The 22,322-nt window shown below is 53.4% G+C and carries 35 protein-coding genes and 1 tRNA gene; 9 read left to right on the forward strand and 27 right to left on the reverse strand.

The window, feature by feature from the left end:
- Nucleotides 1-34: 34 nt before the first annotated feature.
- Together ybcJ and folD are read right to left on the reverse strand one after the other, a co-directional pair.
- A complete protein-coding gene (ybcJ, locus tag DD597_RS16915) occupies nucleotides 35-247 on the reverse strand; it encodes a ribosome-associated protein YbcJ (RefSeq protein WP_022650521.1) in 213 nt (70 codons plus the stop codon).
- Nucleotides 248-249: 2 nt separating this feature from the next.
- Nucleotides 250-1,116, reverse strand: a complete 867-nt coding sequence (gene folD / locus DD597_RS16920; protein ID WP_006809817.1) for a bifunctional methylenetetrahydrofolate dehydrogenase/methenyltetrahydrofolate cyclohydrolase FolD — start codon at nucleotides 1,114-1,116, stop codon at nucleotides 250-252.
- A gap of 310 nt (nucleotides 1,117-1,426) precedes the next feature.
- On the opposite strand from folD, the gene fimA reads away from it, so the two are divergent.
- The 6 genes from fimA to sfmF all read left to right on the forward strand — a co-directional run bounded on the left by fimA (nucleotide 1,427) and on the right by sfmF (nucleotide 7,433).
- On the forward strand, nucleotides 1,427-1,990 hold the full coding sequence (fimA, locus tag DD597_RS16925) for a type 1 fimbrial major subunit FimA (protein ID WP_003858911.1): 564 nt from the start codon (nucleotides 1,427-1,429) through the stop codon (nucleotides 1,988-1,990).
- Nucleotides 1,991-2,059: 69 nt separating this feature from the next.
- A complete protein-coding gene (fimI, locus tag DD597_RS16930) occupies nucleotides 2,060-2,602 on the forward strand; it encodes a type 1 fimbrial protein subunit FimI (protein ID WP_003858910.1) in 543 nt (180 codons plus the stop codon).
- 34 nt (nucleotides 2,603-2,636) lie between these two features.
- Nucleotides 2,637-3,329 (forward strand): type 1 fimbria chaperone FimC, encoded by a 693-nt coding sequence (fimC, locus tag DD597_RS16935; protein ID WP_023315554.1) that lies wholly within the window; start codon nucleotides 2,637-2,639, stop codon nucleotides 3,327-3,329.
- 14 nt (nucleotides 3,330-3,343) lie between these two features.
- Entirely contained in the window at nucleotides 3,344-5,902 is a 2,559-nt protein-coding gene (locus DD597_RS16940) for a fimbrial biogenesis usher protein (protein WP_129256417.1), read from the forward strand.
- Nucleotides 5,895-6,902 (forward strand): type 1 fimbria D-mannose specific adhesin FimH, encoded by a 1,008-nt coding sequence (fimH, locus tag DD597_RS16945; RefSeq protein ID WP_003858903.1) that lies wholly within the window; start codon nucleotides 5,895-5,897, stop codon nucleotides 6,900-6,902. Before DD597_RS16940 ends, fimH begins: the two co-directional genes overlap by 8 nt.
- A gap of 9 nt (nucleotides 6,903-6,911) precedes the next feature.
- Nucleotides 6,912-7,433 carry a fimbria assembly protein gene (gene sfmF, locus DD597_RS16950; protein ID WP_023315556.1) on the forward strand — a complete coding sequence of 174 codons (522 nt, stop codon included), beginning with the start codon at nucleotides 6,912-6,914 and terminating at the stop codon, nucleotides 7,431-7,433.
- 50 nt (nucleotides 7,434-7,483) lie between these two features.
- Here the strand turns inward: sfmF and fimZ are convergent, their stop codons facing one another.
- The 3 genes from fimZ to DD597_RS16965 all read right to left on the reverse strand — a co-directional run bounded on the left by fimZ (nucleotide 7,484) and on the right by DD597_RS16965 (nucleotide 10,329).
- Nucleotides 7,484-8,116, reverse strand: a complete 633-nt coding sequence (gene fimZ, locus DD597_RS16955) for a fimbria biosynthesis transcriptional regulator FimZ (protein WP_003858901.1) — start codon at nucleotides 8,114-8,116, stop codon at nucleotides 7,484-7,486.
- 809 nt (nucleotides 8,117-8,925) lie between these two features.
- Nucleotides 8,926-9,642, reverse strand: a complete 717-nt coding sequence (locus DD597_RS16960) for a response regulator transcription factor (protein WP_022650524.1) — start codon at nucleotides 9,640-9,642, stop codon at nucleotides 8,926-8,928.
- A 24-nt stretch (nucleotides 9,643-9,666) separates the two neighbouring features.
- Complete coding sequence (locus DD597_RS16965; protein WP_045330287.1) at nucleotides 9,667-10,329, reverse strand: EAL domain-containing protein; 663 nt, start codon at nucleotides 10,327-10,329, stop codon at nucleotides 9,667-9,669.
- Nucleotides 10,330-10,632: 303 nt separating this feature from the next.
- On the opposite strand from DD597_RS16965, the gene DD597_RS16970 reads away from it, so the two are divergent.
- Nucleotides 10,633-10,709, forward strand: a tRNA-Arg gene (locus DD597_RS16970).
- 15 nt (nucleotides 10,710-10,724) lie between these two features.
- Here the strand turns inward: DD597_RS16970 and DD597_RS25195 are convergent.
- The 22 genes from DD597_RS25195 to DD597_RS17070 form a co-directional block, all read right to left on the reverse strand.
- Nucleotides 10,725-11,882, reverse strand: a complete 1,158-nt coding sequence (locus DD597_RS25195; RefSeq protein WP_232969542.1) for a site-specific integrase — start codon at nucleotides 11,880-11,882, stop codon at nucleotides 10,725-10,727.
- Nucleotides 11,765-12,100: a helix-turn-helix domain-containing protein gene (locus tag DD597_RS16980; RefSeq protein ID WP_071886183.1), complete on the reverse strand. Its 336-nt coding sequence runs from the start codon at nucleotides 12,098-12,100 to the stop codon at nucleotides 11,765-11,767. Before DD597_RS16980 ends, DD597_RS25195 begins: the two co-directional genes overlap by 118 nt.
- Before the next feature lie 106 nt (nucleotides 12,101-12,206).
- Complete coding sequence (locus DD597_RS16985) at nucleotides 12,207-12,737, reverse strand: hypothetical protein (protein WP_129256418.1); 531 nt, start codon at nucleotides 12,735-12,737, stop codon at nucleotides 12,207-12,209.
- Nucleotides 12,738-12,746: 9 nt separating this feature from the next.
- Entirely contained in the window at nucleotides 12,747-12,986 is a 240-nt protein-coding gene (locus DD597_RS16990; protein ID WP_032652766.1) for a DUF4222 domain-containing protein, read from the reverse strand.
- On the reverse strand, nucleotides 12,964-13,302 hold the full coding sequence (locus DD597_RS16995; protein ID WP_058691403.1) for a phage protein NinX family protein: 339 nt from the start codon (nucleotides 13,300-13,302) through the stop codon (nucleotides 12,964-12,966). The genes DD597_RS16990 and DD597_RS16995 overlap by 23 nt, the downstream gene beginning before the upstream one ends.
- Nucleotides 13,302-13,520, reverse strand: coding sequence for a TraR/DksA family transcriptional regulator (locus DD597_RS17000; RefSeq protein ID WP_045896259.1), 219 nt, complete (start codon nucleotides 13,518-13,520; stop codon nucleotides 13,302-13,304). Before DD597_RS17000 ends, DD597_RS16995 begins: the two co-directional genes overlap by 1 nt.
- A gap of 339 nt (nucleotides 13,521-13,859) precedes the next feature.
- The gene (locus DD597_RS25200; RefSeq protein ID WP_255571210.1) at nucleotides 13,860-14,126 is read right to left on the reverse strand and encodes a hypothetical protein; all 267 of its coding nucleotides are present in this window, start codon (nucleotides 14,124-14,126) and stop codon (nucleotides 13,860-13,862) included.
- Nucleotides 14,127-14,225: 99 nt separating this feature from the next.
- Nucleotides 14,226-14,471 (reverse strand): hypothetical protein, encoded by a 246-nt coding sequence (locus tag DD597_RS25205; protein WP_232969532.1) that lies wholly within the window; start codon nucleotides 14,469-14,471, stop codon nucleotides 14,226-14,228.
- On the reverse strand, nucleotides 14,468-14,686 hold the full coding sequence (locus DD597_RS17015; RefSeq protein ID WP_112032411.1) for a hypothetical protein: 219 nt from the start codon (nucleotides 14,684-14,686) through the stop codon (nucleotides 14,468-14,470). Before DD597_RS17015 ends, DD597_RS25205 begins: the two co-directional genes overlap by 4 nt.
- Complete coding sequence (locus DD597_RS17020) at nucleotides 14,683-15,342, reverse strand: MT-A70 family methyltransferase (RefSeq protein WP_129256419.1); 660 nt, start codon at nucleotides 15,340-15,342, stop codon at nucleotides 14,683-14,685. Before DD597_RS17020 ends, DD597_RS17015 begins: the two co-directional genes overlap by 4 nt.
- A complete protein-coding gene (locus DD597_RS17025; protein ID WP_032665753.1) occupies nucleotides 15,339-15,491 on the reverse strand; it encodes a DUF1317 family protein in 153 nt (50 codons plus the stop codon). Before DD597_RS17025 ends, DD597_RS17020 begins: the two co-directional genes overlap by 4 nt.
- Complete coding sequence (locus tag DD597_RS17030; protein ID WP_129256420.1) at nucleotides 15,491-15,820, reverse strand: hypothetical protein; 330 nt, start codon at nucleotides 15,818-15,820, stop codon at nucleotides 15,491-15,493. The genes DD597_RS17025 and DD597_RS17030 overlap by 1 nt, the downstream gene beginning before the upstream one ends.
- A gap of 20 nt (nucleotides 15,821-15,840) precedes the next feature.
- The gene (locus DD597_RS17035) at nucleotides 15,841-16,389 is read right to left on the reverse strand and encodes a 3'-5' exonuclease (protein ID WP_129256421.1); all 549 of its coding nucleotides are present in this window, start codon (nucleotides 16,387-16,389) and stop codon (nucleotides 15,841-15,843) included.
- An 8-nt stretch (nucleotides 16,390-16,397) separates the two neighbouring features.
- A complete protein-coding gene (gene ssb1, locus DD597_RS17040) occupies nucleotides 16,398-16,973 on the reverse strand; it encodes a single-stranded DNA-binding protein SSB1 (RefSeq protein ID WP_129256422.1) in 576 nt (191 codons plus the stop codon).
- Nucleotides 16,974-17,840, reverse strand: coding sequence for an ATP-binding protein (locus tag DD597_RS17045; RefSeq protein ID WP_045897885.1), 867 nt, complete (start codon nucleotides 17,838-17,840; stop codon nucleotides 16,974-16,976).
- Between the two features lie 11 nt (nucleotides 17,841-17,851).
- Nucleotides 17,852-18,010: a hypothetical protein gene (locus DD597_RS24885; RefSeq protein ID WP_165298139.1), complete on the reverse strand. Its 159-nt coding sequence runs from the start codon at nucleotides 18,008-18,010 to the stop codon at nucleotides 17,852-17,854.
- The gene (locus DD597_RS17050; RefSeq protein WP_032667076.1) at nucleotides 18,007-18,204 is read right to left on the reverse strand and encodes a hypothetical protein; all 198 of its coding nucleotides are present in this window, start codon (nucleotides 18,202-18,204) and stop codon (nucleotides 18,007-18,009) included. The genes DD597_RS24885 and DD597_RS17050 overlap by 4 nt, the downstream gene beginning before the upstream one ends.
- A 78-nt stretch (nucleotides 18,205-18,282) precedes the next feature.
- A complete protein-coding gene (locus DD597_RS17055) occupies nucleotides 18,283-18,489 on the reverse strand; it encodes a cell division protein FtsZ (RefSeq protein ID WP_001752704.1) in 207 nt (68 codons plus the stop codon).
- Nucleotides 18,486-18,644: a hypothetical protein gene (locus DD597_RS24890; RefSeq protein ID WP_165298141.1), complete on the reverse strand. Its 159-nt coding sequence runs from the start codon at nucleotides 18,642-18,644 to the stop codon at nucleotides 18,486-18,488. Before DD597_RS24890 ends, DD597_RS17055 begins: the two co-directional genes overlap by 4 nt.
- Nucleotides 18,641-19,150 carry a hypothetical protein gene (locus tag DD597_RS17060; RefSeq protein WP_129256423.1) on the reverse strand — a complete coding sequence of 170 codons (510 nt, stop codon included), beginning with the start codon at nucleotides 19,148-19,150 and terminating at the stop codon, nucleotides 18,641-18,643. The genes DD597_RS24890 and DD597_RS17060 overlap by 4 nt, the downstream gene beginning before the upstream one ends.
- Nucleotides 19,151-19,304: 154 nt before the next feature.
- On the reverse strand, nucleotides 19,305-19,943 hold the full coding sequence (locus DD597_RS17065; RefSeq protein ID WP_129256424.1) for a hypothetical protein: 639 nt from the start codon (nucleotides 19,941-19,943) through the stop codon (nucleotides 19,305-19,307).
- Between the two features lie 725 nt (nucleotides 19,944-20,668).
- Nucleotides 20,669-21,421: a LexA family transcriptional regulator gene (locus DD597_RS17070; protein ID WP_129256425.1), complete on the reverse strand. Its 753-nt coding sequence runs from the start codon at nucleotides 21,419-21,421 to the stop codon at nucleotides 20,669-20,671.
- 41 nt (nucleotides 21,422-21,462) lie between these two features.
- Here DD597_RS17070 and DD597_RS17075 point away from each other — a divergent pair, with 41 nt between their 5' ends.
- Both DD597_RS17075 and DD597_RS17080 read left to right on the forward strand, forming a co-directional pair.
- Entirely contained in the window at nucleotides 21,463-21,696 is a 234-nt protein-coding gene (locus DD597_RS17075; RefSeq protein ID WP_000102594.1) for a hypothetical protein, read from the forward strand.
- A 17-nt stretch (nucleotides 21,697-21,713) separates the two neighbouring features.
- Complete coding sequence (locus DD597_RS17080) at nucleotides 21,714-22,259, forward strand: toxin YdaT family protein (RefSeq protein ID WP_129256426.1); 546 nt, start codon at nucleotides 21,714-21,716, stop codon at nucleotides 22,257-22,259.
- The last annotated feature ends 63 nt before the right edge of the window (nucleotides 22,260-22,322 follow it).

A 22,322-nucleotide genomic window follows, 5' to 3' on the forward strand; every position in this document is an offset into this window, starting at 1 on the left:
GTGGGAGAGGGTTAGGGTGAGGGCATCAGACAGCTCAGGCCGTCACGGTCACGCTCTGACCTGCGAAGCTCACGGTCTGACCCGCGACAATTTTGCAGCGCTTGCGGGTTTCCACCGCGCCGTCTACTGTTACCTGCCCGTCGGCGATGACGATTTTCGCCTGCGCGCCGCTTTCGCTCCAGCCTTCCAGCTTCAGCAGATCGCACAGCTCAACGTGCGGGTGTTTACCTAAAGAAAAAGTTGCCATGATTACGCGTCCTCTACGTCGTGATACTCCTCGCACGCCTGCAAGGTATTCTGAATCAGTGTTGCTACCGTCATCGGGCCAACGCCGCCCGGGACCGGAGTAATATAGGATGCGCGCGCTGCGGCATCTTCATACACCACGTCGCCAACCACTTTGCCGTTTTCCAGGCGGTTAATACCCACGTCCACGACGATTGCGCCCTCTTTGATCCACTCGCCCGGAATAAAGCCCGGCTTGCCGACCGCAACGATCAGCAGATCGGCGTTTTCGACGTGATGACGCAGGTTTTTGGTGAAGCGGTGGGTGACGGTGGTGGTGCAGCCCGCCAGCAGCAGCTCCATGCTCATCGGACGGCCCACGATGTTGGAGGCGCCAATCACCACGGCGTTCAGGCCATAGGTATCGATGTTATAACGCTCCAGCAGCGTCACGATGCCGCGCGGGGTGCATGGACGCAGGCGCGGCGCGCGCTGGCACAGGCGGCCTACGTTATACGGATGGAAACCGTCAACGTCTTTGTCCGGCGCGATACGCTCCAGCACCTTCACGTTGTCGATGCCCGCAGGCAGCGGCAGCTGAACCAGGATACCGTCGATCTCTTTATCGGCATTCAGGGTGTCGATCAATTCCAGCAGTTCCGCTTCGCTGGTGGTTTCCGGCAGATCGTAAGAGCGGGAGACGAACCCCACCTCTTCACACGCTTTGCGTTTGCTGCCGACATAAATTTGCGAAGCCGGGTTGCTGCCAACCAGCACAACGGCCAGCCCGGGGGCGCGAAATCCGGCGGCTTTACGCGCCTTCACTTTTTCCGCAACCTCAGAGCGCACCTGCTGCGCAATCGTTTTACCGTCAATAATCTTTGCTGCCATCAGAGAGAAGATTCCGTCTGTAACGTTAGAAAGGGGGGATTGCCTGTATTTTGTCAGAAGCGAGCGCCGCTGTCAGTCACCCTTTACGAGATTTCATCGATGTCCCGCAAAATCCCTTCTCAGGGCATGGTCAATTTCTTAGAGGTGATTAGGATGTGACCTGGCTAAATGGCAGCGTTTTGACATATTACAAAATAGATTCCTGAGCTACTTTGTCCTCTCCGAAATAAGCCTTCAATTTTTTAATTGAACGTATTTCTTATTCCCGAATATGCGCGGGAAGGGTTATTTACATTTTAAAGGAATAGACATGAAACTCAGCAACATTGCTTCTACTGTTATTGCAACTCTGGCCCTGGTCGCGGGTGCCGCTCACGCAGAAGATCCGGTAGCGCCTGTATCTGTAAACGGTGGTACGGTGCATTTTAAAGGTGAATTAGTGAATGCCGCGTGTTCAGTGAATACTGACTCTTCAGAGCAGACGGTTAATCTTGGCCAGTACCGTACCGCGAAATTCACTAAAGTGGGTGACACCACCTCCAATATTCCGTTCACCATCGAACTGAACGACTGCGATCCTGCGGTAGCGAAAACCGCTGCTGTCGCGTTTACCGGCCAGATCGACGCCACCGACAAAACGCTGCTGGCGGTAAGCTCCGGTAACAACGACAACTCCGCGAAGGGCGTAGGTATTGAGATCCTCGACAGCAAATCCTCCACGCTGACCCCGGACGGCGCAACCTTCTCTGCGGCGCAGAACCTGATTGAAGGGACTAACACCCTGAACTTCACCGCGCGCTATAAAGCCACGGCGGCGACCACCGAGCCAGGCCAGGCAAACGCGGACGCAACATTCGTAATGAAATACGAGTAATGCCTGAGTACAGGGATGTGGCTGGCCTCAGGGAAGAGGTCTTTTGATCGCCTATACCGGGAGCGAAGGATGACAAGGACTGGGATACTGCTGTGCGCCCTTGCGATTGCCCCAGCGGTAAACGCACATACCGTGGTTATTGACGGCGGCAAAGTACACCTCAGGGGAGAGCTGGTTAACGGCGGCTGCGCCGTGGCCCCGGACAGCCAGAATATGCGCGTGGATATGGGGCAATACCGCACAAACGCCTTTTCCGGCGTCGGCAGCTTTTCCACGGTTAATGTGCCTTTCACCGTACGTCTGCTGGATTGCAGCGTGGACGTCTCCCGCACCGTGGGGATCCAGTTCCAGGGAGTGACACCGGCAGAAGACCCGCAGGTTTTCCTGGCGACATCGCGGCCGGGGGAAAATGCGGTCAGCAGTGGTGTCGGGCTGGCGCTTTTTGACGAACAGCAACGTCAGATCATCCCGAACGCGACGGCGGTGAGCTGGTTACCCATTAACACCCGCGAGCTGGTATTTCATTTCAGCGCCCGCTACCGGGCAATTTCCGAACACCTTGTACCAGGCACTATTCAGTCGAATGTCTGGTTTACGTTGATTTATCCCTGACGCCTGCGAACTAATTATTAAAGGTACGGTTGTGATGAACACCCTGATTAAACCTGGACTGTTTTTATCTTTTATTTTGATGATGGTTTCTGCCAGCACGAATGCGTCCGGCGGAATTGCGCTGGGTGCGACGCGCGTTATTTATCCGGCCGATGCCAAACAAACGTCGCTGGCGATCACCAACAGCAATAAACAAGAGCGCTATTTAATTAACGCGTGGATAGAAAATGCCAACGGGCAAAAGGAAAAAACCTTTGCCGTCACGCCGCCGCTGTTTGTCAGCGAGCCGGCCAGCGAAAACACCCTGCGCATTATCTACGCAGGCCCGGCGCTGCCTGCCGATCGCGAATCGCTCTTTTACATGAACGTCAAAGCGATTCCCTCCGTCAGCAAAAAACATCAGGACGGCAACAACGTCCTGCAACTGGCTATTCTGTCACGTATCAAGCTGTTTGTTCGCCCGGCTAACCTGGCGATGCCGCCGGAAGAGGCGCTCTCACAGCTGCGCTTTGAGCGCGTCGGCAACCATCTTAAGGTGAGCAATGCCTCACCGTATTACGTCACGCTGGTCAATCTGAAGCTCGGCGGACAGACGCTGGATAACCTGATGGTTGCTCCTAAAAGCTCGGCGCAGCAGGTGCTGCCTGCCGCTACGAGCGGCACGCTCTCCTGGCAGAGTGTGAATGACTATGGCGCCATTACGCCGGCGCGTAGCGTCAGCCTGTGAGCAGAGACAGGGCGATGAACACTCAATGGCGTTACTGCCCGGTTGCGCTGGCACTGATGGCAACGCTCTGGCCACTCGCTGGCTGGGGCGAAAGCTACTTTAACCCGGCGTTTCTCTCCGATGACACGGCGAACGTCGCGGATTTGTCGCGTTTTGAAAAAGGCCACCAGCAGGCACCGGGCGTCTATCGCGTCGATATCTGGCGTAACGATGAGTTTATCGGCACGCAGGACGTGCGGTTTGAGCAAGCTGACAACACGCCGCCGGTCGCAGGCGGTTTGTCGCCGTGCATTACGCGCGCGATGCTCGATCGCTTTGGCGTCAATATCGCCGCCTTCCCGGAACTGAGCAACGTGCAGGGCGATACCTGCGTTCCGCTCACCACGGCTATTCCGGGCAGCGAAGCGGCGTTCAACTTCGCCTCGTTGCGCCTGAACGTCAGCCTGCCTCAGGTGGCGATGCAAAACAGCGCCCGCGGATATATTCCGCCTGAACAGTGGGATGAAGGCATCCCTGCCGCGCTGCTGAACTACAGCTTTACCGGCAACCGGGGCAGCGACGACGACAGCTACTATCTGAACCTACAAAGCGGGTTGAACTATGGCGCCTGGCGATTACGCAATAACGGCGCGTGGCGTTATACCGAAAGCAACGGCCAGCGGCACAGCAGCTGGCAAAATATTGGTACCTGGGCGCAGCGTACGATCATCCCGCTGAAAAGCGAGCTGGTGCTTGGCGACAGCAACACCGGAAACGATGTCTTCGACAGCGTCGGTTTTCGCGGTGGTCGCCTCTATTCGTCCGACAGTATGTACCCGGACAGTCTGCAAGGTTACGCGCCTACCGTGCGCGGAATCGCCCGCACCCCTGCCAAAGTGGTGATCCGCCAGAACGGATACGTGATTTACCAGAGCTATGTGCAGCCGGGGGCTTTTGCGATAACTGATCTTAACCCGACCTCCTCAAGCGGTGACCTGGAGGTGACGGTGGAAGAGAAGGACGGCAGCCAGCAGCGCTACACCGTCCCGTATTCCACCGTTCCTCTGCTCCAGCGTGAAGGACGCTGGAAATACGATCTGGTGGCAGGGGACTATCGCAGCGGCAACAGCGAGCAGGACACGCCGTTCTTTACTCAGGGTACGATGATTGCGGGTCTTGCCGACGGCTACACGCTGTACGGCGGAACGCAGCTGGCCTCGCGCTATACCGCCATCGCCATTGGCGCGGGTAAAAACCTCGGTGACTGGGGGGCGGTTTCACTTGATCTCACCCATGCCCGCAGCCAGCTTGCCGATGATAGCCGCCATGAAGGGCAGTCCCTGCGGTTCCTGTACGCAAAATCCCTTAACGGATTCGGCACCAACTTTCAGCTGCTGGGCTATCGCTACTCGACCAAAGGCTTCTACACCCTCGACGATGTGGCCTGGCGCACAATGGAAGGCTACCAGTATGGCGACGATCAGGACGATGACGGCGTGCCGGACGTGCAGAGCTATCACAACCTGACGCTGAATAAAAAAGGGCGTTTCCAGCTCAATATCTCCCAGTCTCTTGGCGATTACGGCTCGGTGTACGTGTCGGGCAGCCAGCAAAGTTACTGGGGCACCAGCGAATCCAACGTCTGGTATCAGCTTGGCTACGCGGGCGGGATGAAAGGGGTCAGCTACGCCTTATCCTGGTCGTGGAACAAGGCCGTCGGCATTGATGGAACCGACCGGATCGCCTCGTTCAACGTCTCCGTCCCGTTCAGCCTGTTCACCCGTCACGGCTACCGTCGCGATAACGCGATCGACCGGGCCTATGCCACGGCCTCTGCCAGCCGTAACAGCGACGGTGATACCAGCTGGCAGACCGGGATCAGCGGAACGCTGCTAAAAGATCGTAACCTGAACTACAGCGTTACGCAGGGCCACACCAGCAATAACGGTGCCAGCGGCAGCGCCAGCGCTAACTGGCAGGCAACGTACGGTACGCTGGGCGTGGGCTACAACTACACGCGGGATCAGCACGACCTCAACTGGCAGCTTTCCGGCGGTGTGGTAGGGCATTCAGACGGCATCACATTCAGTCAGCCGCTGGGCGATACCAACGTCTTGATCAAAGCGCCGGGCGCGTCAGGCGTGAGCGTCGAAAACCAGACCGGCGTCAAAACAGACTGGCGTGGCTATGCGGTGATGCCGTACGCCACGGTGTACCGTTACAACCGCGTGGCGCTCGACACTAACACCATGAGCAACAACACCGACATTGAAAATAACGTTTCCAGCGTCGTGCCGACGAACGGTGCGCTGGTGCGCGCCAGTTTTGACACCCGCATCGGCGTGCGCGCGTTGCTCACCGTTAAGCGTGATAACCAGCCTGTGCCGTTTGGGGCGGTGGTGCGTGAGACGCAGAGCGGCGTAACCAGCATGGTGGGAGATGACGGTCAGATTTACCTGAGCGGGCTGCCACTGAGCGGGGAGCTGCTGATTCAGTGGGGAGACGGGAAGCAGTCCCAGTGTCGTGCGCCCTACAGCCTGCCAGAACAGAGCCTGCAACAGGCGATCACACTTAAGGGGATCCGCTGTGAATAAAATCCATTATCTGGGGCTATCCCTGCTGGCATTTTTGCCGCTATCTCAGGCGTTCGCCACCGTCTGCGTCAATGAAAATGGCGTGCCGACGGAGGTGTATTACGACCTGACGGATAAATTCAACAGCTCCAATAACCAGGTGGGGCAGATTGTCACACTCAGCGAGAAGTCTCAGTGGGTGGGTGTTAACGCCGTCTGTCCCAAGGGAACGTCCGGGAACACCACCAAGCGCAGCTATGTTACCGATTTCCCGGTCACGGGCACCAGCGATGGTTACCAGTATCTGAAGCTTAACGACTATCTGGACGGAGCGATGAAAATCACCGACAGCTACGCTGGCACCTTCTATCCACCCAGAAAGTACATTCAGATGGGGAGCCATCCGAACGTGTCTAAAAACAAACCGTTTGGTGTACAGGATTCCAGCCTCGTCTTTCGGCTTAAGGTGACCCGACGCTTTATCAATATGGTGGTGATCCCCCGGGCGACCATGTTCCGGGTTTACGTCACCACGACCTCCTCGGATCCGCTCACCACGCCGGTTTATACCATCAGCTACAGCGGGACCATTCAGGTGCCTCAGAGCTGTGAAATTAATGCCGGGAATGTGGTGGAGTTCGATTTCGGAGACATCGGCGCCTCCCTGTTCAGTAAAGCGGGCATCGGGAATAAGCCGGAGGGGATCTCAGCGCAAAGCAAAACCATCGGCATAAAATGCACCAACGTCGAGGCGAACGCCATGCTCACGATGCGTGTTGAAGCGGAGAAGGTTTCAGGCAGTACGCTGGTTTCCGATAACGCGGATGTGGGTTTTGTGATTGCCAACAGTAATGGCGTGCCGCTGACGCCCAACAACCTGACCAGCAAAATCCCGTTCCGTCTGGACGACAGCGCTCAGGCACAGGTGGGGATCCGCGCGTGGCCCGTCAGCGTGACCGGTAAAAAACCTGCCGAGGGGCGTTTTACCTCTCGCGGCTATTTACGCGTCGACTACGACTAAGGAGCAGATATGCGAAACGGAATACGGTATTTAGCCGTCGCGCTCTTTGCGCTTTGCTCCCCTGCACACGCAGAGACGGCGCTTGGGGAAATTAACATTCAGCTCTACGGCAATATCGTGGATTTTACCTGCGTGGCGGAGGGGGACGACAGCAATAAAACCGTCACGCTCGGCACCTGGCCCACGAAACAGCTCCGCACAACGGGGAGCCGGACGCAGCCTGTGCCGTTCACCCTGAAGCTGACCGGATGCCCGCCGGGGGCAGCTTCGGTCACATTTACGGGGAAGATGGACGGGCATGATAACAGCCTGCTGGCGCTGAATGATGCCAGCGCGGCCAGCAACGTGGCCGTGGAGATCCTTGACCGGGATAAAACGCGCCTCGCGTTGCAGCAGGCCAGCCAGACGGTGGCGGTGGATGCGCAGGGAAATGCAGAACTGTCGTTTTATGCCAATTATATCGCCACGGCGGATAATCCGCAGCCGGGCCGGGCTGACGCCGATGCAACGTTCATGATCAATTATAATTAATCGTATCCACTCTCCCTGTGACGATTATATGTTGCAGGGAGAGAGAGGGATTACAGTAATTCGTGCGCTTTCGCGTAATCAATTAATTCAACGATACTTTGCACGCCCAGCTTGGAAAAGATATTAGACTTATGGGCACTAATTGTTTTGTTGCTAAGTAATAATTGATCCGCAATCTCCTTATTAGATAATCCGTTCGCCAGATATCGCAGAACCGTCACTTCACGATTCGATAATGGCATATCCACAGCGGCGCCCGTCCGCGACCCCAGATGGTTTATAAAACTTAATGTTTCTGAAGGGAAGAAAGAATAGCCCGTCAGTATCATTTCCACCGCGTTATAAATTTCCCCCAGATCTTTTCGCTTACTGACAAAACCATTTGCCCCGGCGCGGATGGCGCGTCCTGCGTAGAAGGCTTCAGATTTTGAAGAGAGGAAAAGAACCTTAATGTCTTTATTTAAGTTCCTGATTCTTTTCAGTAATACGAACCCATCCGTGCCCGTCATTTCAATATCGAGAATGACCAGGTCAATGGGGTGGTTGCGTATACAGTCAAGCACTTCGTGGCTGTCGCCTGACTTCAGTTTGACCTGGATGTTTTTATTTTTCTGTAGCAGGACTTCTATCGACATTCTGACGATAGGGTGTTCGTCCATAATGATAACGGATGCCGGTTTCATTTTTTATGCCTCAGATTGTTAAAAGCGTTATGCTGAGTTTTGTTAAAACTCTCGAAAAGCCGGAAGGATAATTGCGCAGATCCTTGTACGGTAAATGTCCCTGGGAAGAGCGAAAGCATCCTTGTTTACGTAGTGGTGATATCAATGCCTCAGCGCAGTTATCTCATAAGGCTGGTTATGGCAAAATGATTTTTCTTATTCGCGTGTCAAACACGTCTTATTATACCGTTTAAGTATTGTCCGAAAAGCCTGTAAATTAATATCCATATATTGCTGATTATTATGTTCTGGATCTGAATCACTAACTTTTTAAAATTAGCAAAAATGTCCTGATATTGCATTTACCACACACTTTCATCTTTATGTAATAACAAAAAATAAACGATTTTACTGTATGTTAAATTAATGTTAATAGTGAGCGGACTGTGACAATCAGCATCCCGCCTGCCCGCCATCCCTGAAATCCGCCATTTCGTGCGTCATCTCTCCGTTTCAAACGTCTCCTGGCAAATTGCCGTTCCCAACAACAGAACAGCACTATCTGCTGTTTTCTTCACCTCTCATCGCATTCTTTTACAGGTAAATCGCTTGTTTTTACACCATTATCATCCTGTTAACGGAAGCGCCAGAACCTTAACGCATGGATAAAATCACTCTCGTTGAGCGTACCAGCAGCATTTCGCATGGTTTAAGGTCAAGAATTAGGAATAGTTATAAAATCGAAAGTTTTGTTAAAAAACACAAAAATTTAACATTTTTCCTAAGTAATTTCCTAAAGGTCTTTAGGAATTAAGAAGTTACTGAATACGTTAATACGTGAAATCTGAGAGGTTGTTGAGAAGATGTAGCAACTCATGACGATGATTCAGTCCAAGTTTCGCCAGGATGCAGCTGAGACGGTAAATAATGCGGCTATATGGGCGGTTCTGTAACTGCGCGATCTGACGCAAGGAGCTACCCTGTGACAGCGCCTGTAAGATCGGCCATTCATCCCGTGAAAACCACTCTTTGCGGTTGCCGGCGGGTGCCGGTGCTTCCAGCAAGGTTTGTTGCATAGCCAACGCCGTAAGCTGGCGTTCAAGCACATGAAAAGGGCCAGCCGCTTTACAAAACAGGCGAGCATCATAATCATCGGCGCGGACGAGCAGGTAGGGTGTCAGGTAGGGGGCGAACAGGCTGTGGCGGCGTAATCGGTCCAGCAGGTCAATGAGCGGCGAGGCGCGGCTTTCAATGTCAACTACCAGACGCGATGAAGGCCAGTGATTTAAATCACTGAGAGCGGCATCCAGCGTGGAATAGTCGCAGCAATTGCTCAGGGGCGACTGCCCGCTCAGAAAACCGGAACGGAAATAATTATCCTGTGTGACCAGAATGATAAAGGGAGCATCGGTTTTGCGGGTCTGGTTGATTGACTGGCTCAAATATTCGAGACGATCAAAAAATGGGAGAGCAAAAGGCGAGTGCGTAGAACCCAGTGAATCACTTCCTGTCCGACGACGCCGGTAACGGCGTACTGTCATTCGCATAGCTTCCCTCTTGGCGATGACCGTTCAGTCCTCCTGCCATCTCCAGGATGGCCAATAATATCCCTGACCGAAGCGCGCGCCAGCATGAAGCGCGCATGTACGGTCCCGTTCTGTTTCAATGCCTTCAATAAGCACATTCGCAGCAATTTTTGAACAAAGGGTGACCAGCTGTGTCAGCGCCGGCGTTTCACGTAAACGCCAGAAAGCGATCTTATCGATTTTTATTCCGCTTAACGGCAGGCGACAGGATAAAAATGCTTGCCCTGACGCTTCATCAATATCATCCAGCCAGATCCGGTGTCCCCGCGCGGTCAACTGCTGAAGCGCACAACTCACCCTCTGACGTACCGGGTCTGAGAGTGAAAAGAACGAGGCAGGTTCCACGAGTTCAATGTTCAGCGGTGGGCTGTTAAGTTGCAGTAAACGCTGGAACATTTCCGGTATGGTCAGAACGGTTATCGGCAAATTTATGAAAAGGTTGTCACAAGGGAAGGGGTTTTTTAACGCGGCGATCTGTGCTTCCAGCAAAACAAGCGCCCGGGTGGCTGACCAGTCCTGGAAAAAGCTTTCGCTTTGCTGATGCGGCGACAGCACGCTGAGCACTTCGGCCCCCACCGCGCGTGAAGAGGAGAGGGCGACAATAGGTTCAAGCTTAATGCCTGTAATGTCGTGTGAGATGTGCTGCACGCACGAGGGAAAACCTGTCTGCTCTGGCGCTGTCACTCCGTCGTCCTGTTCACTTCCAGCCTCCAGGCGGCCGGGATACCGCAGGACAGTGTGAAGGTGAAGTAAACAGGAAAACAGCAGGCGTTACTTAAAAGCGGCTAAGCCTTTTCGCAGCCCGTAAAAGAGGGATAAATGTTGAAAAAACAGCCGTATTTACAATCAGCTAGTCATTATCGCCAGAGAAGGCGGAAAAGGCATTGACTCACTACGCATTGACCGTATAATTCCAGGCGTTTCACCACCGCGAAGTACACTCTTCTCCGTGCGCCCTTAGCTCAGTTGGATAGAGCAACGGCCTTCTAAGCCGTAGGTCGTAGGTTCGAATCCTACAGGGCGTGCCATTTAAAAACAGGCGCTTACGCCAGTTTCAAGCCAGCCTGATTTTCTCCTTGTGTCGTATTTGTGTCATGGTTGCCAAAAATGGCATCAATTTTCCGTGCGTGTTCGCTTAAGTGGTTCGGTGCCAGGTGAGCGTATCGACGGACCATTTCGATGGACTCCCAGCCGCCCATTTCTTGCAGAACGGACAACGGCACGCCGGACTGAATTAACCAGCTCGCCCAGGTATGCCGTAGGTCGTGAAAACGGAAGTCCTCTATACCCGCTCTTTCCAGTCCAATGCGCCAGGCGACATTGTCATCCACTCGCATTTTGCGGACAGCCGGAGTGACGGTTTTATCCGGGCGCGTTGATGGCTTCGTGTGAACGAATACCCACCTGGAACTTTTCCCGATCTGATCCCTTAACACCCTGCATGCGGTATCATTCAGAGCCACGCCGATAGCCTTGCCCGCCTTCGCGTTCTCCGGATTTACCCATGCAACCTTTCTCTGCATATCGACCTGCTGCCACTCCAGATCAATGATGTTGGAGCGGCGCAGGCCGGTTGCCAGTGCAAATATCACCACCGGCTTTATCGACTCCGGCATGCAGGCAATTAACCGTTCTGCCTCGTCCCTGGTCAGCCATCGGATGCGTTTGCTGATCGGCTTTTTGGTTTTTATAACCGGGGCCGTTTTAATCCAGCCCCAGTCATTAGCCGCAGCCTTGAACAGAGATCGCATGAACGAAAGGTGCTGACTCTTTGTGGCCTGGCTTACCGGTTTCTCAACATACGGAGGCGGTTCCTTCCCACGCCGTATAGCCGCGTCCCTGCGTGACTCCCAGATCTGAATATGCTTACGGTTGACCATCTTAGAAACAGCCTCGTTAACCTGCTCGGCTGTGATGGTCGAAATATCCCGCCCGGAGAAATGCCGCAGGAAGTATTCTATTTTGGTCTTGTCGTCATCAAGTGACCGCTTATGCTCCTTCTCGCGGATCCACCTGATGCAACATTCCTCGAATGTCCTCGTCGGAAGCTCCCCAATTTTATCTACCCGCCACGCTTCAGCCTTCAGCTTGTCGTGCAGCTCCTGCGCTTGTTTCTTGTCCCCCGTACCAAGAGATCGTCTAATTCTTTTCCCTGACGGCGTAACGAAATGACAGTGCCAGACGCCGCCTCTGAGGGTGATTGACATAAAATTTCTCCTTTATGTTCACCCGCGCTCGCAGGAACAGGATCGCGCGGGTCATGTAAATACGCAATACAGGCGACGTCGGTCGTTCGGTATTTGTTCCCGATCTTCTTCCCGGCCAGCTGCCCCGAGTCGATAAGACGGTAGACAGTTCTCGGTGAGGTGATTAGTAGCTCGGCCGCCTGTCTGGCTGTCAGTGTTTTTGCCTCAACCATGCATTTCCTCCAGGCAAAAAAGAACCCGGCGCGGGGCCGGGCAAAAGGGATCACGAGGTGGCGCTTTCGCACCCAATAGCCAGCTCATAACTGGCTATCAGTTGCGTCAGTGGAAGCTAATGCAGCCATTGTTCGAGGCCATTTCCATGGCTGACTGCCAGTGCTTGTATTGCTCGAAGAAGAGGCTGCCGATCTCTTCAGCCTTGTCATGGAAGGTTTTAAAATCAGCCAGTAATTTCGTCGCAACAGCTGTGCCAATAAATCCTTCGCAGTCACTGAAGTTGATCAATTCATAGAATGGGCCGCTATCGGAGTTGAGCACACCACCAAAATGGTTAGCTTCTTTTCCATGTCCACTCTCATATTCACCAACCGGGTAGCCAGCAATTTCTGCAAGCTCGTTACGCCACCAGTAATAGCCGCCATAACCTACGCCGTGACCTGTGCAGTCTTCATATGTATAAACAGCCCCATCGACCAGCTCATCCGCACGACCCGGGAAGCTTGGGTTTTTCCAAACGTGAAAGTAATACGCTTCTACCACCACTCCATTGCTGTTATAGACAGCCTCGCCATCATCATTCAGATGAGCGTCCAGGCGCTTAATGTTGCTGTACGCAGTAATGTCTAATCCCATAATCTCTCCTCATGCCGCGCGCTGGGCGCGCAGCTTCTTCAGGTGTTCTGCTGTTTCTATTTCTTCGGCGATCCGCTCAGCCTGTGCTTTGGTCAGCGGCTCGAAATCCTGATTAAAGCGGCCCATGCTGGCGATGCAGGTGCGACCGTTGCGGATGTAGTGGATGACTTCGTGGGTAACGCGGATTATCTTGCAGGGCGCGCCGTGGGGATCGGCGTACCAGGTATTAGGCTGGATTATCCTGAACATTGGCTGACTCCTGCATCATGAGGAAGACAATCATTGCGGCACGAAGTGGGTTATCGTTAAAGCTATATGCATCGTTGGGATGAAAAGCCTCCGCCCCCCAACCGCCTCTTTTGTCCGCTTCGCTCATTGCGTAAATGCTGATTTTATTTGCGGTGATAATCGGCCATGCATCTGCCGGGTTATTGCACGGATCGAAGAATTCCCACTTTCCATCCCTGACAATTAGGACGCCTCTCCCCGTCATTGAGCCAATTAGTCTTGAAGCTATCTGAACCTTTCGATTAACTTCCTTATCACTCAACTTGCTGTAATCCATCAAATCCCCCTCTGCTTATTCCTCAATTCGATGACGCTCTGGCAATCCGCGCAGGTCTGGCAGCCGGGAACGGCAGCGCGCCGCGGCTCGGGAATCGGTTCGTCGCATTCTTCACAACGCTCAGCTGATACGTCGTTACGGTTCACTCGGTGAGCGGAAAGGGCAGCGTTACGCTGAAGCTCTTCAATCTCTGCTGCGGTATCGATGATATCGGCCATAATCACTGCTCCCATGTCTTAAGATTCTCCCCGCAAAAGGGGCAGAAGTTCATAGCGATTCCACGTCCGACATACTCGCCGGAGTGTAGTTGCGCAATATCGATTGCCGGCTTGCCAGTGTTGAAATTCACTCGCTCAGGGATAAACGCGCCTTTCGATCGATATGATGGGTTTCCATACTCGAGGGCCTTAGCCAGCATGTCGCAGCGATTAATTAGATTTCCATCCAACGTACACTTATCGCTCATGGTCAATGCTCCCGGAACTGTCGGTTAATTCGGTTGTAGATGAACGCCAGCAATAAAAAGGGAGCCTTAAGCTCCCGGGTGATGAACGATTTCATGCGGCTCGCTCCGCCATTATTTCGGCCTTCTGCTCTTCGTTGAGCATGTCGTCAGAGACGATCGCCACGCGATTGCTGGCGCTCCACGATACTGGAGCACTTTCCTTCAGAGCCTTATTCAGCGCCTCAGCAGCATCACGCACAGCTTGCGGCAAGCAGTAATAGTCATCACCATCAGGCATTATCTCTTCGCAGTGCTGTTCCAGGTCGAACTCCGGCGGGTAGTTAGGCTCGCAGATCATTAACTGCAACTCGCTCGGCATCAGGGAGTGCTCATAGCAATAGTCAGCCAGCGATTCAGCGTCGAAAAAGTACTGGTCACTGTCAAAGATAACGAGCGGCTCTCCCGCCCATACCGCGCGCTAAAAGGTGGCGAACTTAGCCTGTCGGCTTTCGCGGTGGCATTCTTCGCAATAGCCATGAGTGCTATGAATAGGGTGTTCGTCAGGTTTGTTTTTACACTTGCGATGAGTAGCGCCGCACCAGCGCGCCTGGTGCTCGTCACCGCCCCAGAAACGACCTTGGCGGTCCACCCAGCCAGTTACAGTCTGGATGATGGCCGCTTCATCGCTGTCCATCATCACGATTTTTTCAGTTTTCATATTCATTGTTCGGCTCCAAACCGCCCGTTCAGGCGGCCAGTTTTGACGACGAACTCCAGGAGGCTAACTCCCAGAGCTTCAATTTTCTTGTGATGCTTGTTGATGATGGGAGGTACCGTTTCGTTCCAGTTAGGCTTTGGCTTCTTGCGCATGGCCTGCTGGATTTCCTCGGTGCATCGGCGGCAGGCCGCGCGGATGGCGTTGTCATTTTCTGGCGTCATGCGGCCTCCGTCTTAACAACATCGATGGCGCAGCCGGGCAGCAATTCAACCGCGGCGGTGGCGCACTGATTTCCCCAGTGGTGCCAGCCTGGCGCCGCGCTGCGGCTGAACAGCTCAATGCGCGGAACATTACCGTAAAGCAGTTCCAGCCGATGACGCACTTCCCACGGCTTTTCGCTGTGCGCTCCGAGCGGGCTGTATACCACCTGCTTAATCCCGGCGTGCTTACGTTCCAGCCCGGCGCCGCGGGTGGCAATCAACAGGTCTTCGGTGTTGGCCCGGGTGTGATTGCCGCCGTTCATGCGCGTCTCTGAGTTAAGCAGATCGAGGAAGTCGTAAAAGTCGGCAACTTCACCCTCGGCCAGGGCTTTATTGATGCGTAGCTCGGCGTTCTGATTCAGCTTCACCCAGGTGAAGCCCTTCATCGTGCGAACGGTAAAACCCCAGGCCTCAGCCAGTTCGATGGCCTCCTGGTTATGCGTACCGGTGTACCACATCGCCAGCACTGCGTTTTCGGCGGCAAGTTCCCACACTGGCAGACGCTTGATGTCGATTAACTTCATGGTGGAGTAGTGATCGGCAGCGGCGCCGTTACTGATTGTGTTGCCGTAAGACCAGGGCGGGTCGACATACAGAAGTGAGTATTTCGCTGTCATGCCGCCTCCTGCCTTTCCCGATATTCCTCAGCGAGCCGCTGCGCCTTTAATGGATTGCTGACCACTTCACCCCATGGCATTAGCCAGCCGTTACCAATGAAGGGAAGGCACAGATTTCCTACCCTGATGTCGTCGTGAGCGTGAGTCATCATTCACTCCTTACCGCGCCGCCGCGGCCGAAATAATCAATTTGCCCATAGCGAGTGCGTGAGGGGAGTTTAGGTCCACAGGCTTCGTATTGAGGCTGGAAAGAGGCCATAAAGTTGTCGTGCCATAGCTTGGCTTCGTATCGACGTAGAAGCTTCTCGGTCCAGTAATCATCCTCCGCCTGCTGAATCTCTTCTGGCGTTCGGTTATCAACCCGCTTCTTACCCAGGCTCTCCTCAAGGTAAGCGCAGACCCGAGCGATGACTTGCTCCTTTGTTTCCAGTTTTTTGGGCGCACGAAAGTATCCCGCCCCTTGAGGAGGTTGTGACATTTGGTATTCCTTAGCGGGGGTTATTTGATTAACTTCTGCCAGATAGCAGAGACATACTTGGCCTGATGAATAGCATCATCCAGCGCACTGTGGCGGGTGCCTTCAAATGGCATATCGCGCTTAGGGTCGAAGCCGATCGCTTTACCCATCTCAACTACTGTGCGGACATCTCGGTCATTCCACCATTGCCACGGCGCTTCCTGCCCGATCAGTGCATAGCTGTTACGGAGAATGACGCAGTCGAACGATGCACCGTTGCCCCATACCTGAACGAATCTCGGCCTGGCGTGTTTGGCGATGAATTCAGATAGCCAACACAGAGCGGTGGAAAGCTCTTTGGTATCATTGGTTAACGCCTTTCGCGCATCCTCGCCTTGCTCCATCCACCACAGGATTGTTGAGGCGTCAGGCCGGGCGCGAAACCTCATTGATGACTCAAGCGATACATTCACCTGGAAGTCATCGCCTGTTGCGCCAGTGTTCGGGTCGAAGAATACAGCGCCAATGGAGATGATCGGCGCGTATGGTCCGCTCCCCATCGTTTCGAGGTCAATCATTAAGTGGTTCATTTTCATCCTTAAATTGCGTGAATAGCATGGCGAGGGAAGGGAAGGGTTACAGGAGCAAATGGAATATCGTCGTCGAAATCCATTGGTGGTTCGTTAGATGGGGCTGGTGCCGACTGCTGCTGCGGACGTGACTGTGCGCCGCCGCTGAACTGGTTGCCGACCTGCGGATGCTGATACTGACCCCAACCGCCATGCTGCTGGCTCTGGCCGCCACCTACCGGTGCGCCACCGCCCTGACGGCCACCCAGCATCTGCATGGTGCCGCCAACGTTGACCACCACTTCCGTGGTGTATTTTTCCTGACCGGATTGATCTGTCCATTTGCGGGTGCGCAGTTGACCCTCGATATAGACCTGAGAGCCCTTGCGCAGGTATTCCCCGGCCACCTCAGCCAACTTTCCGAACAGAACAATGCGGTGCCATTCTGTTTGCTCTTTCAGTTCGCCAGTGGCTTTATCTCGCCATGACTCCGAAGTTGCCAGCGTCACGCTGCACACTGCGCCGCCGGACGGAAGATAACGGACCTCGGGGTCTTGCCCGAGGTTACCGACTAGGATCACTTTGTTTACGCCTTTGCTAGCCATTTATGCCACCTGTTCATTGCCGGTTAATTCTGCCTTTCTGGCCTCATATACTTCCTGTGCTTTCACCTGCTCTGGCGTGTCTCGTAATGTCCTAAAAGCCTCTGCCCAGGCAGTTTTAAGTTGTTCGAAGGAAGGCGCTGATTCTGCTGTGGAGACAAAGTGAGCAAGGTCTATTTCTGCTTTAGAGCGACCGTCGTTTAACCACCCCATAAGTCGCTTGCCAACTGTCTCATCCATCACCGTGTAATCAGCATTTGAGAACAAGCCAGTTCGATCTTTTGATGCAGTAGCCGTGTGAGTTTCATGGTTGATGTCGAGAACAGTAGTAAATTCATATTCAACGCCGTCTCGCTGCTCAGTCTTCATTCCCAGCTTCACAACCTTTTTGCTTCCTTCCTGTTGTGCTGTTTCCGTTTTGCTTCGCATGGTGGCAACCAAGTGGCAATTAACACGAAGAATTGCGTCAAGAAACTTGCGATGACGTGGAGTTAATGCGCTCCAGGCGGCGTGGGTATTGCCCTTGAATTTTGTTTTGGCAATGGTGTCCAGATCATCAAGGCAGCCACCAACGCCGCTCCATTCATGCGAGATTGAGTCGATGACGAGGTTGTCATAACCAGCCGCTTCCGCAGCGCAAATGGCTTCAATAAATCGCTCAGGGCTGAATGGGGGATCCAATTCCAGAACATCGAAATCAAATTCATTCGAGTAGAGTGATGCGCTTCCCTTTTCGGTATCAATAACCGCTGTTTTCCCACCCATGCTTTTGCATATCATCAGCGCGCTATAAGTTTTCCCTGAACCGCTTGGCCCGGTAAGTGCCAGCCGTAGCTTGGCTTTCTTCCTCATGGCTTTTTCGAATTTCATAGCAATCTCTCTTAATTAAAATTACCGGCAAATTCATCCCAACTAATAACTGGGTTTTGCCGCTCGGCTGCCAGATTCACTGGCTCGTCGTTCCCCTCAGGCTTATCCGGCAATACGTCACGCATAAGGCGCAGGAATGACTCTTCATCCCGCCGTTCTGCGGCCGTCATGCTGCGCGCTCCTGATGAGTGATGATGTAACCCTGCTCAGCCAGCCACTCGATGACTTCTGCGCCATCGAGCTGGGGTAGTACGTCACGGGTTTTAACTGTGCCGGCTAGGACAACGCCTTCCATCTCAACTTTGATGGTGTTGTGTGGCCCGACGGACGTGCGCATATCAACGCACTCGCATGTGATATTCATGGCTGAACTCCTGAAATTTAGATGTGCAGATCCCGCCCGCGTAATGCCTGGCCGATCGGTTGAATAGGGTGGTTGGTATCAGTGAACCATCGGCTCGCCGCGCTCATTCAGCAGCACAACGACGGAATCACTTTTGATGATGGTTTTTTCGAAGATGTTGAAGGCGTACAGGCCTTTCTCAACGTTCGCAGAGGCGCGATAAGTTTTGCCGTGGTGTTGCAGCATTGTGCCCGGTAAAACCTCGCTACGTGGCACTGATGCTGTTCCGTAGTGCATTCCAATCATACCTTCACCTCAACCTGTTCCAGGAGGCCAGCGATATGCATCTGCCAGCTGTTCAGCACCAGTTTTTCCCGCGGTGCCGATACCGACGTCAGCTGCCACTCGTTATCGTTGAGCTTTTTGGCTGTGTACTGCTTGCCGTTGTGGGTGACTGTCATGATGCCTCCCGGGCTTTGGCGTTTGCCGCATTGATGGCGTCAATGTTCATCAGGCAGTAGATAGCGCATTCAGCGTCGTAATCACTCAACCCGCCGCTTGCCAGCTTATTAAGTGCGGTGCCAGTTAAGCCGATCTTGAAGCAGATAGAGCCGTGTTTAGGGCCATATCCATAGCGATGGTCTTCACGCTGATCGCTCCATTGGGCGTAGTTTTTTGTGCCAAAATAACGCTCGCTCAGACGGGTGAACCCCGATGCAATGTCGTTAATCGCGTCTTCAACACACCCGCGTCGCTCCGCGCTTTGTTTCGGGTCTCCGAAGTTAATGATCGTCATGCCATGCCGAACCATATCAACCGTTAGACCTTTATTGGCCTGGTTGATGCCTTCAGACACTGCGATCAGCTCTTTACAGATGCGTGAGGTGTCATCAACAAACTTCTCCTTCAACTGAGCCAGTTCGGCTTCAATTGCCATTTTCTTTTTGGTCAATTCGATAAGAGTCATAATCATCTCCGCGCTTAAGGCCGCGCCGCCGAACGGTTAATACAAGACTTCTGCGCTTGTGCGAAAAAAACAAAAAAAGTGGCGGTGGATGGCCGCCGGTTGTCATAACTAAGCCGCCTCGGTGAAGCGACTGAGGTATGAAAAAAGCCGCTGGTTAGGCGGCTTTGATTGCTCGAATTGTTGTCCAAGTCACGGAGTGCTCCGCCGTCAGTTTGAAGTGGCGCTCGCACTCATGGCATTTATGCTCTTCTTGGCAGGCGTCGTATGATTCATCGGTGGAAATTTCAGCCCTACACCATGGGCAGCGAGCCTCATCTTCGTGCCAAAAATCCATCTCATCATATTCATCATCAGGGACGATCCGAGCCTCTGCTTCTGCAAGACGCTTTTTGTTAATTAGTTCCTGACAGTCATTGCAACGCCATCCGTCACTGCAACCCCAAACAGCACCAATTCCATCAATGCCTGGAGATTTCGCTGCACGCTCTCTATCTACACCGCAATCAACGCAGACATCATGCTTGTCACAGCGAACATAGGCCCATTTCATAGGAGAGCCATTGCAATGATCACAACCCTCAACCCAATGCCAAACCCCATCAATTTCCTTTGAGTACCAACTCCTTTCTGGTGGAGTGATTTCAAAGTCGCATTCCTGGATGCACTTTCCACCCTGGACAATCCGCTTTCCGAACATCTGAACTCTGCCACTTCTGACACGTTCAATCCCTGAGAAGAGGCGAGGGTCGTTGATGACCCCCCGGATAATCTCCCCATCAATTCGTTGACTCATACCCTTACCCTCTGTCGTTACCCGCTGATGCGGGAGAAATGCTTTGGTCGGTGTAGTGCCTGTCGCACAGGTAGAGCGTTTGCCGCGTGCTAATAGCAGCCTTCACCACACCCCAAAACATTCCGCGGTGTGCCCCGGCGTAATCCGGGGCTGAATGTTGGTTTTCAGTCGTCACTGTTACCTGTTACATAACTCCTCCGATACGGTGCGCCGCGTCGAAAAGGGTGGCAGCGGCTAGCCATTTGAACGTGATGCCCAATCGGGCGTGAAAGACTCTGTGATTCAGCCCAGCCCACTCAACTTCGAATGGACTGGAATAAATCTGTTTGCGCTTCGCACCTCTCATCCCATCCGTGTTTCCCGTTCTCACGCCTTTATCGCTCTCGCGAGGGGGTAGCCTCACACCGACCGGATCGCGCCCGGTGCTACGCCGCACATTTGCGTTGGGGTCTAAACAGGATTACCGAGTGCTGTTCCGACTTTGCATGTTGTTAAAAAGCAGGCGACTTGCTGTCCGCCGCTGGCTCACTTCGCTCAGCTGTCGATGTTTCGTTTCGATGGGGTAAATTTAGCGTGATGCTAAATTATGCGCAATAGCAAAATGCTAAATTGTTAGTGGGTTTTATTTAGCGTATTGATTAATAAGCGATTAAAAATTTACAGCACAGGGATTCGGGACGTAAAAAAGCCCGCGCGATGGCGGGCTTGATGGGGTTTGCGTGAGGTTATGGGATGTTTAGTATTTTGGCATCAACCACAACGCCGATAATTTTGCAGTTTCCATTAACCTCTAGCATTGGATATGCGGGGTTAAGTGGCTTAAGGAAGCGTCTGCCGGCATCGATTACAAGCTTCTTAAAGGTCGCTTCGTTATCACCTTCCAGCTTTGCTACAACCAGCTTCCCGTTGCGCGGTTCGACTTCAGGGTCAACAAGTATCGCTGCTCCCTCTGGTATGCTCAGGCCGGCCGGGGAGGTCATAGAATCCCCTTTAACGTCCAGCCAGAATGAATCTTCTGAGCAGTCAACAGTCGTGTCATACCAGCGATCTATCGCTCTTCGGTGATAAGGTTCTACAGCTTCCATCCATTGCCCCGCACTTACCCAGCTGATTACAGGATAACTTCCTTTTGTCTCGTTCAGTCCTCGAAATGCAACGTTCGAAGGCTCTTCACTGGCGTGTAAAACATCCATCCAGCCAAAAGGCAGATCAAGCGCAGTTTCAATTTTGCGAGCCATCTTATCGCCGATATTGCGATGAGGGTTTGGTCCCAGTAGCTGGCTAAGCGCAGCCGGACTTGTCTCGATGAGCTCGGCAAACTGCGCTTTGGTCATTCCAGACTCGTGCTGACGCTTATCGTACAGCGCTTCCAGGTTGGCTTTTCTGATTTCTTTATTTTCCATACCTGCATTGTTACTGCTTTTAGCAAAATGATAAATGTGCAAATTGCTAAATGATGCTTGCGTAGTATTTAGCATAACGCTAAACTCCAAATCAAACGACTCACCCGGAGACACCAATGAGCACTGAACTACACCGCTGGCGCAAGGCCGCCACTACCGACGAATGGGCGCAGCTCGCAAAGTTGGCTAACACGACGCCAGGTTACCTGGACCAGATCGCCTACGGAAATCGCCGGGCATCTCCAGAAATGGCATCTGCTATCGAGAAAGGCACGAAGAATTTTCACCGCCAGGCTCCGGTCCTAAAAGAAAGCCTGGTATTCGCATCGCCGCGTGATACTGCGGCCTAACCACGAAAGGGAAAGCAATGCATTCACTTGCGTATCAACAAGGTAACAAATTTTCGCCAACGGCGATGATTTACCAGAATCGCCGGGAGCCTGATTCCAAGGCGTTAAACATCGATGGGATCCGCGCAGCTGTTCGCGCCTGGGCAGCTGAATGCCGCAGCCGTGAATTTGTCGCAGCGCTGATTGTTGAAGAGTGGCGGGCAACCGGCGGCACCGGTCTGGATATCCCGACTGACTCGCACCGCCAGATGCAGAAGGTGTTCCGCTGGATTGATGGCGACACCGAATACGCCGCCAACAATATTCGCCAGCTGGCCCCGGCAATCATGTCCGTCCTGCCGCTGGAGTACCGCAACCGGCTGTCGCCGCAGAACGACACGATGTCTCTGATCGCATCCGCGATGAAAGAGTGTGCCGAGGCTAAGCAGGCAGTGCTGCTTGACGCTCCAGAGCATCAGAAGCTGAAAGAGGTAAGCGAGGGTATAGCGTCGCTGTTCCGACTCATGCCGGAGCAGGTAGGACCGCTGATGACGATGGTGACGTCGATGCTGGGGGTTATGTGAGAACTACAGAAATGGCGAAAGCCGGTCTGCGCGAACAGAACCGACTTTCAGATGCAAAAACGA

Source organism: Enterobacter cloacae complex sp. 677-3DZ2D5B (genome assembly GCF_004136695.1).
Lineage (GTDB): Bacteria > Pseudomonadota > Gammaproteobacteria > Enterobacterales > Enterobacteriaceae > Enterobacter > Enterobacter hormaechei_C.